12 protein-coding genes are annotated in these 11,275 nt (G+C 73.2%); 6 read left to right on the top strand and 6 right to left on the bottom strand.

The window, feature by feature from the left end:
* Positions 1 to 143 precede the first annotated feature (143 nt).
* Positions 144 to 944, bottom strand: coding sequence for a thioesterase family protein (locus ETD96_RS31615; RefSeq protein WP_138640149.1), 801 nt, complete (start codon positions 942 to 944; stop codon positions 144 to 146).
* 47 nt (positions 945 to 991) lie between these two features.
* The gene (locus ETD96_RS31610) at positions 992 to 2,662 is read right to left on the bottom strand and encodes an LCP family protein (protein ID WP_138640148.1); all 1,671 of its coding nucleotides are present in this window, start codon (positions 2,660 to 2,662) and stop codon (positions 992 to 994) included.
* Between the two features lie 240 nt (positions 2,663 to 2,902).
* Between ETD96_RS31610 and ETD96_RS31605 the strand changes: the two genes are divergently transcribed.
* Positions 2,903 to 3,985: a glycosyltransferase family 2 protein gene (locus ETD96_RS31605; protein WP_138640147.1), complete on the top strand. Its 1,083-nt coding sequence runs from the start codon at positions 2,903 to 2,905 to the stop codon at positions 3,983 to 3,985.
* Between the two features lie 105 nt (positions 3,986 to 4,090).
* Complete coding sequence (locus ETD96_RS31600; protein WP_138640146.1) at positions 4,091 to 4,834, top strand: hypothetical protein; 744 nt, start codon at positions 4,091 to 4,093, stop codon at positions 4,832 to 4,834.
* On the opposite strand, the gene ETD96_RS31595 is transcribed toward ETD96_RS31600, so the two are convergent.
* Together ETD96_RS31595 and ispD are read right to left on the bottom strand one after the other, a co-directional pair.
* On the bottom strand, positions 4,835 to 5,599 hold the full coding sequence (locus ETD96_RS31595; RefSeq protein WP_138640145.1) for a glycerophosphodiester phosphodiesterase: 765 nt from the start codon (positions 5,597 to 5,599) through the stop codon (positions 4,835 to 4,837).
* Positions 5,596 to 6,297 carry a 2-C-methyl-D-erythritol 4-phosphate cytidylyltransferase gene (ispD, locus tag ETD96_RS31590; RefSeq protein ID WP_138640144.1) on the bottom strand — a complete coding sequence of 234 codons (702 nt, stop codon included), beginning with the start codon at positions 6,295 to 6,297 and terminating at the stop codon, positions 5,596 to 5,598. The genes ETD96_RS31595 and ispD overlap by 4 nt, the downstream gene beginning before the upstream one ends.
* 330 nt (positions 6,298 to 6,627) lie before the next feature.
* On the opposite strand from ispD, the gene ETD96_RS31585 reads away from it, so the two are divergent.
* From ETD96_RS31585 to ETD96_RS31570, 4 genes are all read left to right on the top strand, one after another.
* The gene (locus ETD96_RS31585; RefSeq protein ID WP_138640143.1) at positions 6,628 to 7,359 is read left to right on the top strand and encodes a phosphocholine cytidylyltransferase family protein; all 732 of its coding nucleotides are present in this window, start codon (positions 6,628 to 6,630) and stop codon (positions 7,357 to 7,359) included.
* Between the two features lie 114 nt (positions 7,360 to 7,473).
* Complete coding sequence (locus tag ETD96_RS31580) at positions 7,474 to 8,529, top strand: iron-containing alcohol dehydrogenase family protein (protein ID WP_171069320.1); 1,056 nt, start codon at positions 7,474 to 7,476, stop codon at positions 8,527 to 8,529.
* Positions 8,519 to 9,376 carry a CDP-alcohol phosphatidyltransferase family protein gene (locus ETD96_RS31575; RefSeq protein ID WP_138640141.1) on the top strand — a complete coding sequence of 286 codons (858 nt, stop codon included), beginning with the start codon at positions 8,519 to 8,521 and terminating at the stop codon, positions 9,374 to 9,376. Before ETD96_RS31580 ends, ETD96_RS31575 begins: the two co-directional genes overlap by 11 nt.
* Before the next feature lie 23 nt (positions 9,377 to 9,399).
* A complete protein-coding gene (locus ETD96_RS31570) occupies positions 9,400 to 10,254 on the top strand; it encodes a glycosyltransferase family 2 protein (protein ID WP_138640150.1) in 855 nt (284 codons plus the stop codon).
* Between the two features lie 6 nt (positions 10,255 to 10,260).
* Here ETD96_RS31570 and ETD96_RS31565 read toward each other — a convergent pair whose 3' ends face one another.
* Positions 10,261 to 10,902, bottom strand: a complete 642-nt coding sequence (locus ETD96_RS31565; protein WP_138640140.1) for a TetR/AcrR family transcriptional regulator — start codon at positions 10,900 to 10,902, stop codon at positions 10,261 to 10,263.
* Between the two features lie 99 nt (positions 10,903 to 11,001).
* The coding region (locus tag ETD96_RS31560; RefSeq protein WP_240808364.1) for an ATP-binding domain-containing protein at positions 11,002 to 11,275 on the bottom strand (274 nt) is incomplete at its 5' end.

Here is an 11,275-nt window from a genome sequence, read left to right as displayed (position 1 = left end):
ATGCCGGCGGTGAGCGCCACCGAGGCGGCGGCGGTCGTGGTGAGCAGGCCGAGAATCCTTGTCGACATCCTCTGGTCTCCTGGATAGGTGACTTCGATCTGTCACTGATCCACTACCCAGAGTGATCAAGCGGGGAAACCTGGTCAGTGCCGCTCGTCCACCAGGAGGGTCTGCAGGGCCCGGCCTATCTCGCTGGAGCGGTCCGCGAGGGTCGCCTGGCAGAGGGCGCTGCCGCCGGCGCTGGCGTCCAGCGACGCGGCCATGCACAGCCACTCGCCGACCGGGTCGCGGTGCAGCGCGACGGTCAGGTCCGTGTTGATGATCAGCCATTTGCCGAGGTCGAGCTGGCTGCCGATGCCGGACGCGCTGTCGGCCAGCGTGAGCGCCCGGACGAGCGGCGTGTCGGGCTCGCCGGCGACCAGCGGGACGCGGGCGCGGGCCCACGTGGTGCCAGGGCCCGGCTGCCCGAAGTCGCCCGCGACCGGCCGCCACTCCATCGCGGACAGGTAGCCGTCCATGTGCAGGTCGCGCCATGCCTCGAACGGCGGCGTCGCGGCGGGGAGGGGCGGCGGGGCGGGCGCGTGGGTGACCGAGTCCAGGTGCGAGGGGGCCGCCATGATCCGCCAGGCGGCGGCGCGGACGACCGTCCGGCCCTCGTGGGCGATCTCGCCTTCGAGCAGCGTGATCCGCTTGCCGGGCCGGACGGTCCGGACGCGGACGTCCAGCTCGGCGACCGGGACGGGGCTCATGATCTCGACCGTCACGCGCGCCACCCGGGTGCCGGGGACGGGGTCGTGCCGCTCGAAGGCCCGGCCGATCAGGCCCGACACCGGCCCACCGTGCTGGAGGCCCGGCGACCAGGGCCCGGCGGTGGCGACCGTGCTGGCGAACCGGCCGTCGCCCAGCGGCTCGTAGAACGCCTCGGCGGGCACGTCCTCGGTCATGCGGCTCCCTCCCACGTCCACTAGAAGATTATTCTAGTGGCGGGGCCTCAGGAGCAAAGCTTGGAGGTCGCGGTGCCCGTCTCCACCTCGGGGGACGCCGACGGCGACGCGCTCGGCGACACCTTCACCTTCTCCACGCCGTCCCAGTCCGCGCCGACCATGACCTGCACGCGGGAGCCGAGCGAGCTCACCTTCTTCAGCTTGGCGCCCGGGATCGCGGCGGCCAGCGTCTTCGCCGAGTCGGCCCGGTCGGGGCCGTACTGGATCTGCGTCGTCTGCAGGCCGCGCCGCGCGACGCCCGGCGCGACCGTCACCTTGAAGCCGGCGTCGCGCAGCTGGCCGCCCGCCTTCGTCGCGAGGCCCGGGGTGCCGATCGCGTTCAGCACGCGGACCGAGATCTCGTCCGGCGGCACGGTCAGCTCGTCCTCGGGCTTCTCCGTCGGCGTCGCGCTCGGCTTCGGGCTCTCCTCGGCCACCGGCTGGTCGCGCCTGATCCGGGTGAACAGGTCCTGCGCCTTCCCCCGGTCCCACTGGACGGTCGACTGCGGGGTCGGCGCGTTCCACAGCACGGCGTTGTAGTCCGGATCGGCGAGCGGCACCTTCGCGAACGTGAGGTCGTCGGTCGACAGGTTCTTCATCTGGTCGGCGAGCTTCGGCAGCTTGTCGGCCAGCTTGTCGTCCACGCGCAGCGACTTCAGCGCCGCGTTCAGGAACTTCGTCGACTTCACCGGGTCGCCGAGCGTCTTCGTCGACAGCGCCTGCTTCATCATCGCCGCCATGAACTGCTGCTGCCGGTCGATGCGGCCGAGGTCGCTGCCGCCCGTCAGCGTGTAGCGGGCGCGGGCGAACGCGAGCGCCTTCAGGCCGTCCACGTGGGACTTGCCGGCGGGCAGCTTCAGCCCGCTCTTCGGGTCGTTCACGGCCTCCTCGGTGCACACGTCCACGCCGCCGAGCGCGTCCACCATGTGCACGAAGCCGAAGAAGTTCACCTCGACGTAGTGGTCGATGGACACGCCCGTCGCCTGCTTGACCGTGCTGACCGTGAGGTCGGGCCCGCCGAACTGGTACGCCCAGGTCAGCTTGCCCGGACGGGCCGGCACCCGCGCCCCCTTCGCGCCCTCCGACCCGTTCGACTTGTGCGCCGGGATCGTGACATAGGAGTCGCGCGGCAGGCTGACGACCGACACCCGGTCGTGGTCGCGGGACACGTGCACCAGCAGCATCGTGTCGGAGCGCTCGCCCTGGTCGTGCCCGAGCTTGGCCGCCTTCTGCTGCTCCTTCGTCAGCCCCTGGCGCCGGTCGACGCCCGCGACGAGGATCGTCATCGCGCCCTTGGGGCCGTCGCCGCCCTTGCCGAGCCCGTTCACCGACACCTTGTCGATCATGCCGGTGACGTAGTTCTGGAACGCCCACGCGCCGCCCGAGGTCAGCAGCACGAACACCGACATCGTGCCGGTCAGGGTGAGGAAGCGCTTCTGCCGGCGGGCGCTCATCGCCGCGCGCGGGCTCAGCCCGCGGCCGGGCCGGCGCGGACCGCGCGGGCCGTCGACCGACACCCGCGGCGCCGGCATCCCGTCGATCGTGACGCCCTCGATGCCGTCGCCGGCGTCGCCGTCCGGCGCCGGGTGGGAGCCCGGCCGCGGCCGGAAGTAGCGCTCCAGCGGGTCGGGCTCCGGCGAGCGAGGGCCGCCGCGACCCGAATCGTGCCCGTCTGCCATGCCGGCCGCCGCCTCCCGAAGATCACGTTCCGCCGTGGGTCCCCACCACTCTAAAGTGGGGGACACCCGTCCGTTCGCTACCTGGACCTCGTGTCCTTGCAGTAACGTGGCGCCGTCTTGACCACACCCCGGCGGCCCGCACGCGAACCTGGGTGGCGTGGGCTGCGTCAGGCAAGCGAGCAAGAGAGAGGAAGGGGCGCCCGCCTCCGGAATCCGGACGGCGCGCGTCCGCGAGCCCACATGAATTCGTCTCCCCGTGCCCATCGCGCCACGAACCAGGAAACCCGCTACGCCGTGAAGACCCGTCCCGACTCCGGTGAACGCACCTGGCCCGCGGTCTCGGTGGTGATGCCCGTCCTCAACGAGGAACGGCACCTCGCCGAGGCCGTGGGCGGCATCCTGACCCAGGAGTACCCCGGCGAACTGGAACTCGTGCTCGCGATCGGGCCGTCCCGCGACCGCACCGAGGAGATCGCCCGGAAGCTGGCCGCCGAGGACCCGCGCGTCCTCGTCGTCGCCAACCCCACCGGGCGCACCCCGCAGGGCCTCAACATCGCGATCAAGGCCTCGCAGTACTCGATCATCGTCCGGGTGGACGGGCACTCGCTGCTGCCCGCCGACTACGTCCGCGCCGCGGTCGAGACGATGGAGGAGACCGGCGCCGACAACGTCGGCGGCATCATGGCGGCGGAGGGCGTCACGCCCTTCGAGAAGGCCGTGGCGCGCGCGATGACGTCCAAGCTCGGCGTCGGCAACGCCCGGTTCCACACCGGCGGCGAGGCCGGCGAGGTCGAGACCGTCTACCTCGGCACGTTCCGCCGCAGCGCGCTGGAGCGGGTCGGCGGCTACGACGAGACGTTCGTCCGCGCGCAGGACTGGGAGATGAACCACCGCATCCGGGAGACCGGCGGCCGGATCTTCTTCACCCCGCGGATGCGGGTCACCTACCGGCCCCGCCCGAACCTGCGGGCCCTCGCCAAGCAGTACTTCCACACCGGGCGCTGGCGGCGCGTCGTCGGGCGCGAGCACCAGGGGACGCTGAACCTGCGCTACCTGGCGCCGCCGATCGCGGTGGTCGCGATGGCGGCGGGCGCGATCGCCGGGGCGTTCGGGTTCTGGCCCGGCTGGCTGCTGCCCGGCGGCTACGCGGCCGCGATGATCGCGGGCGCCGCCGTGGAGGGGCGCGGGCTGCCGCTCTCCGCCTGGGTCCGGCTTCCGCTGGTGTTCGCGACGATGCACGTGACCTGGGGCGTCGGGTTCCTGACGAGCCCGCCGCGGCTCGGCCAGCCGACCCCGGTGAAACCCGGCGAAAGCGTCCAGTAACGGGCAGACGGCATATCCATCGCCGAACCGACGTGCAATGCTGTGCGTCTCAGGGTTAGGTTCGACGGGATCTCGCCCGCGAACCTCGGGCCCTGGAGGGTGGACATGTCCAACGGAGCACGCCACGGCCTCGGCGTGTTGGTCGGTCTCGTCGTGACGCCGGCGATCGCCGCGTGCCTGATGTACGGGACGAACAAGCTGCGCCTCGTCCTCACCCTCGGCTACGCCAGATTCCAGAGCTACCACGGCAAGGAGATGTGGATCGGCGCCGGACTGGTCCTGCTGGTGGGGATCATGCTCGGCCTGGTGAGCGGCAGCCGGCTGTCGCCGCTCGCCTCGCTCGTCCCCGGCGCCCTCTTCACGGTCGTCGGCCTCATCTGGTTCGCGTCGCCCCGCTGGGCCGTGCTCCACCCCGGCCCGGACGTGCTGCCGCGCGACCTGGGCCTCGGCTACACCACGCTCGGCTCGCTCGGCGTCTTCTTCATGCTCGGCGTGATGCTCCTCGTGGCGTCGCTGGCGCCGTCCCGCTGGAAGGCCCGCACCTCCGCGGGCGCCGCACCGCACTTCGCCGGCCCGCCGCCCGCCCCGATGGGCCCGCCGATGCCCGGCGCCGCGCACCCCATGCCCGGCGCCCCCGCGCCCATGGGCGCCCCGGCGCAGAGCCCGTCCTGGCAGGGCGCGCCCCAGCCCCAGTTCGGCCAGCCGCCCGCGCAGCCCGCCTCGTCCGGCCCGCCGCCGCTCCCGGCGTCGCCGCCGCCCGCCCAGGAGAAGAAGGCGGAGCCGTCCGCCGACGACGAGGACGACGGCGGCCCCGGCGAGTGGACCCGCATGTACGGCGGCAACAAGTAGCTAGACGGCCGCGAGGACGCCGGGGACGTCGTTGACCACCATCGCGTCGAACCCGGCCTCCGCGTAGGTCGGCGCCGCCTCCGCGGACGGGCACCAGGCGATCGTCTCCAGGCCCGCCTTGTGGGCGACGTCCACGCAGTGCTCCAGCGGGCGCAGCCGCGTGTCGGGGTGCTCGATCCCGCACGACCCGGTGTGGACGGCGACGACGTCCAGCCCGAGCCCGGCGGCGGCCGGGACGGCGTGCCACAGCGGGAAGCGCAGCCACGTCAGCAGCCCCAGCGGGACGCCCGGCAGCTCCTCGCGCAGGAACATCAGCAGCGACGGGTCGAACGAGGTGACGAGCAACCGGCGCCGCTTCGCCTCCCGGCGCAGGACCGGGACGAGCAGCGCGCCGGTGCGGCGGGACGGCTCGTCCAGCGCGTCCTCCAGGACGGTCTTGACGTCCACGTCCACCGCGACGTCCGCCGGCAGCGCGTCGAGGATCTCGGTGAGCAGCGGCAGGCCGCTGTCCGTGGCGGGCAGGTCGACCAGGTGGTCGCCCTCCACGGTCGTCGGGTCGTGCCGCAGGACGAGGTGGTCGTCGGCGGTCCGGGTCACGTCGATCTCGACCCAGGGCCCGCCGGGGGCGTCGCGGAGCGCGTCGGCGGCGGCGAGCAGCGACGGCAGCGTGTTCTCGGCGACCGGCATGACCGCACCGGGCGGCAGCAGATCGCCCGACCCGTAACCGCGATGCCCGATGACGGTGGGGGATTTCTCGAAGATCAAGAGTTCACCTCGGTGGCGAGATGTTCGGCGACGACGGCGTCGAGGGGCTGGGTGACCTTGAGGTTGCGCTCGCTGCCCTCGACCACGCGGATGGGGACGTCCGGCAGGTAGCGGTGGACGATGCCGCAGTCGTCGGTGGCGCGCAGCGCGGGGTCGGCGAGCGCCAGCTCGTACGCCTTGCGGATGGTGCCGAGCCGGAAGCCCTGGGGGGTCTGGAACCGGCTCAGCGTCTCGCGGGGCGGCATCGAGGCGACCACGCCGTCCGCCACCACCACGATCGTGTCGGACGACGGGACCCCGACGGCGACGGCCTCGTGGTCGTCGAGGGCGGCCAGCACGCGGTCGATGACGGGGCGGTCGACGAAGGGCCGGGCCGCGTCGTGGAACAGGACGCGGACGTCGTCGGGGCGCCCGTCCAGCACGCGCAGCGCTGCGACCGTCGACGCGGTGCGGGTGTCGCCGCCCTCGATGACGGCGGCGGTCTTGGAGAAGGGCGCGGCGATCGCGGCGGCGTCGCGCAGGTGGCCGGCCGCCATCACGACGACGACCTCGTCCACGCCGGGATGGGCGTCGAAGGCGCCGACCGCGTGCGCCAGGATGGGCCGCCCGCCGACCTCGATGAGCTGCTTGGGGCGCCCCGCGCCCATGCGCTCGCCGACCCCGCCGGCGAGCACCACCGCAACCGTCCGCGCCGCCATGTCCTTCGATCCTCCGACAGGTCTTCCCGGCACCCGTTCCCGGCATCACCGGCCATGCTCAACGTACCGGACGGCCCCGGGGCGGGACGGAAGAAGCGGCCCGCCCGCCCGATCGCGCGGGATCGAGTATGGTTACCTCGCCGTGCAGGGCTCAGTGCAGGCGGTACCGGCACCGCCGCTCCGCCGCGGCGGCGCCCGCGCGCCGCGCTCCCGCCGAGGGCCCGGCCCCGGTTCGCGCGCGCCGCGCCGACCGCCTACTTTGGCGTCCTGACCCGGCGGCGGGAACGCCGCCGCGCGCGGACCCGTTCGACCTGTGAGGAAAGAGGAAGCATGATCGGCATGGTGCTGGCGGCGGGTGCGGGCCGGAGGCTGCGGCCCTACACCGACACCCTCCCCAAGGCCCTGGTCCCGGTGGACGGCGAGACCACCATCCTGGACATCGCCCTCCGCAACCTCGCCGAGGTCGGGCTGACGGACGTCGTCATCGTCGTCGGCTACTGCGCGGGAGCGGTCGAGGAGCGCAAGGCCGCCCTCGAGGAGCGGTACGGCGTGAGCATCACGCTGGTTCACAACGACAAGGCCGAGGAGTGGAACAACGCCTACTCCATGTGGCTGGCTCGGGAGCACTTCTCCAAGGGCGTCCTCATGGTCAACGGCGACACGGTCCATCCGGTGAGCGTCGAGAAGACGCTACTGGCGAACCGCGGGCCGGACATCCTCCTCGCGGTGGACGACGTGAAAACTCTCGCCGACGAGGAGATGAAGGTCATCCTCGACGGTGCGGGCCACCTGAAGACCATCACCAAGCTGATGGACCCGTCCGCCGCCGGCGGCGAGTACATCGGCGCCACCCTGATCGAGCCCGCCGCCGCCGGGCCGCTGGCCGACGCGCTCAAGGCCACCTGGGAGCGCGACCCCGACCTCTACTACGAGGACGGCTACCAGGAGCACGTGAACCGCGGCGGCGTCATCGGCGTCGCGCCGATCGGCGACGTGGCGTGGGTCGAGGTGGACAACCACGACGACCTGGAGAAGGCCCGCGGCATCGCCAAGGGTTACTGACCCGGCGGCACTCCCGGACACGCAGACCCCCGGACGACGCGGATCCCGGCGACGCAGGCCCCGGAACCAGGCGCCCGACCCCGAGCGAGGAGGCTCATGCCCCTGCTGACGCGGATGCTCAACGCGCCGCTCTCCATCGACGTGCGGCGCGGTGCCGTCGCGGCCCTCGGCGAACTGCTCGCCGACCGGCGGATCGCCACCGAGGGACGGGTGGCGATCGCCGTCGGCCCCGGCCAGGGCGACCAGATCGCCGAGCAGGTACGGCCGTCCCTGTCGGCCTGCGACGTGTTCCAGGTCGAGGGCGGCACCGTGGACGCCGCGGTCGCGCTGGGGTCCAAGCTGCGCGCCGGCTCCTACGAGGCCGTCGTCGGCATCGGCGGCGGCCGGACGATCGACGCCACCAAGTACGCGGCGACGCTGTCGGGCATCCCGATGGTGTCGGTCGCGACGAACCTGTCCCACGACGGCATCTGCTCGCCGGTCGCCTCGCTCGTCCACGACGGCGGCAAGGGCTCGTTCGGCGTGGTGATGCCGCTCGCGATGGTCGTCGACCTCGACTACGTGCACGCCGCGCCCGCCCGGCTGATCCGCGCCGGGATCGGCGACGTGGTGAGCAACTTCTCCGCGGTGGACGACTGGCTGCTCGCCGCCGAGCAGTGCGGCGAGCGGGTCGACCGGATGGCGCTGACCGTGGCGCGCACCGCCGCCGAGGCGCTGCTGCACCAGCCCGGCTCCATCGAGGACGACCGGTTCCTCACCGTCCTCGCCGAGAGCCTGGTGCTGTCGGGGATGTCGATGGCGTTCGCCGGCGACTCCCGGCCGGCGAGCGGCGGCGACCACGAGATCCTGCACGCCATCGACCAGCTGTTCCCCGACACCGCGAACCACGGGGAGCTCGCCGGGATCGGCACGGCGTTCTGCTACCACCTGCGCTCCACCCGCCTCGGCGTGGGCGGGGAGCGGCTGCACGAGATCCTCGACTGCCTCGCCCGGCACGGCCTGCCCCGCCTGCCGGGCGACATCGGGCTCAGCGTCGAGCAGTTCAGCGAGGCCGTGCGGCTCGCGCCGCAGACCCGGCCCGGCCGCTACACCATCTTGGAATACCTCGATCTCGACGAGGGCGAGACCCGCAAGGCGGTGGAAGAGTATGTCCAGGCCCATGGAGGCTGAGCTCCCGGGGCAGAACGACTCCGCGGCACCGCCCGGCGACGGCGACCACCGGCCGCACCGCAAAGGAGCCAAGGTCGCCGACGTCCGCCGGTACGGGCAGCCTCCCGGCCTGAAGGACCGGCGCAACGAGGAGCACTGGGCGGGCCGCCTCTACATGCGGGCCCTGTCGCCCTACTTCGGGTGGCTGGCGCTGCGGCTCGGCTTCAGCCCGAACCAGCTCACGTACCTGATGATGGCGAGCGGCGTCATCGCCGGCGTCGTCGTGTCGCTGCCCGCGCCCGAACTGTGGACGGCGATCGGCGGCGCCGTCCTCATCCAGGTCTACCTGCTGCTCGACTGCGTGGACGGCGAGGTCGCCCGCTACCTGCGGCAGACCTCGGTCGCCGGGGTGTTCCTGGACCGCATCGGCCACTACCTGTCCGAGGTCTCGCTGCTGATCGGGCTCGGCTTCATGGCGCAGGGCGGCTGGAAGAACGGCGGCTGGGTGGAGCTCGGCCTCGTCGCCGCGCTCGGCGCCGCGCTGATCAAGGCGGAGACCGACAACGTCGTCGTCGCGCGGGCGAAGTCGGGCCTCGCCGCCGACCCGACCGGCGGCGACCGGGCGCTGCGGCCCCGCTCCACCGGCATCGCGCTCGCCCGGCAGGCGGCGTCGATGCTGCGCTTCCACCGGATCATCGGGGCGGTCGAGCTGTCGCTGCTGATCCTCGCGGCGGCCGTGCTCGACACCGTGCTCGGCACCGAGACCCCCGCCGCGGTCCGCGTCCTGACGGTCGCGGTGGCCGCCGTCGCGGTGCTGCAGACCCTGCTCCACCTCGTCAGCATCCTGGCCTCCCGGAGGCTGAAGTGAAACTCAGCGTCGTCGTCCTGACGATGGGCAACCGGCCGGCGGAGCTAGCCCGCGCCGTCAGCAGCGCCCTGGAGCAAGAGCACGTGGACGTCGAGGTCGTCCTCGTCGGCAACGGCGTCGACCCGGTCGGCGACCGCGCGGGCGTCGCGCCGTTCGACGACGAGCGCGTCAAGACCCTCACCCTCCCCACGAACCTGGGCATCCCGGGCGGACGCAACCGGGGCGTGGAGGCGTCCTGCGGCGACGTCGTCCTGTTCCTGGACGACGACGGCTGGTACCGCTCCCCCCGCCTCGGCGTGCACCTGCGCGACCGGTTCTCCGCCGAGCCCGACCTCGGCGTCGTCTCGTTCCGCGTCCGCGACCCCGAGGGCGGGCGCGGCGAGCGCCGGCACGTGCCGCGGCTGCGCGCCGGCGACCCGGAGCGCTCGTCGCCGGTCACGACGTTCCTCGGCGGCGCCTGCGCGATCCGGCGGGCGGCGTTCGACGCGGGCGGCGGCCTCCCCGAGGACTTCTTCTACGCCCACGAGGAGACCGACCTCGCCTGGCAGATCCTCAACGCGGGCTACCGCATCGTCTACGACGCGTCCGCGGTGATGTTCCACCCGGCGGTGCTGCCGACGCGGCACGACATGTTCTACCGCTACAACGCCCGCAACCGGGTCTGGCTGGCGCGCCGCAACCTGCCGTGGCCGCTGGCGCTCACCTACCTCGCCGTGTGGGTCGGCATGACCGTCCTGCGCGAGCGCAGGCCGAGCGCGCTCAAGCCGTGGTTCAAGGGCTTCCTGGAGGGCTGGCGCAAGTCGGCCGGGCCCCGCCGCCCGATCTCCTACCGCACGGCCTGGCGGATGACGCGGACGGGCCGCCCGCCCATCATCTAGGGCGGTTCATCTGGGTGCGGTGACCGCGGCCAGGATGAGGTGCGTGAGCTCGGCGGTGATGGCGTCGAGCGGGACGTCCTGGTCGCGGGCGGACCAGTGGTGGACGAGGTTGTTGACGGCCCCGATCACGGCGATCATCGTGAGCCGGTGGTCGCGGTCGGCGGCCTCGCCGCGCTCGACCGCCTCCCGGGTCATCGTGAGCAGGGTGTCCTCCCACCGGCCGCGCCAGCCGAAGCGGTGCCGTTCCAGGTCCGCGCTGACGCCGATGACCTCGACGAACGCGATGCGGGCCCAGCGCGGGTCGCTGGCGGTGACGGTGACGAACGCGCGGACGGCCCGCTCGACCCGGGTGGGGAGGTCGGCCCCGGCCGCGCCCGCGTAGGCGTCGGCGAGGGCCTGCGCGGCGCGCTCGTTGACGGTGGTGTGCAGGGCGGTGAGGAGTTCCTCGCGTCCGGAGAACTCCTCGTAGAAGTTGCGGGTCGACACGCTCGCGGTCGCGCACAGCCGCTCGATGGAGGTCGCCGCGTAGCCGCGGGTGCCGAACAGTTCGAGCCCGGCGGCGAGCAGGCGCTCCCGCCGCTCGGCGCGGCGCTCCTCCGCGGACCGGCCGCCGTAGCTGCGCCTGGGTGCGGGATTCCGGCCGCTCATTGGTCTCCGTTCACCCGTGCGTGCGAAAGGGGGCAGCGTCAGCCTAACCCGCACGCACGGGCCGATATCACCCTCGCGCGGCGGGCCGGCGGGGCCCGTTCAGTCGGTCAGCAGGGTGTCGCGCCATTCGGGGTCGGCGGTGAGGACGGTCAGCCGCTGCGTCGCGCGGGACACCGCGACGTACAGGACGCGCAGCCCGCGCGGCGACTGGGCGGCGACGGTCTCCGGCGCCACGATCACGGCGGCGTCGAACTCCAGACCCTTGGCCTCCAGGACGTCCAGCACCTGCACCCGCTCGGGGAGGCCGTCGCCGAGCCGCTCCCGGTCGGCCTCCGTCCACGCCACCGCCCCGCCGGTGGGGGCGGGGTCGGCC

It is taken from the genome of Actinomadura geliboluensis (assembly GCF_005889745.1).
Lineage (GTDB): Bacteria > Actinomycetota > Actinomycetes > Streptosporangiales > Streptosporangiaceae > Spirillospora > Spirillospora geliboluensis.
This window is presented reverse-complemented; position numbering and strand designations above follow the sequence as displayed.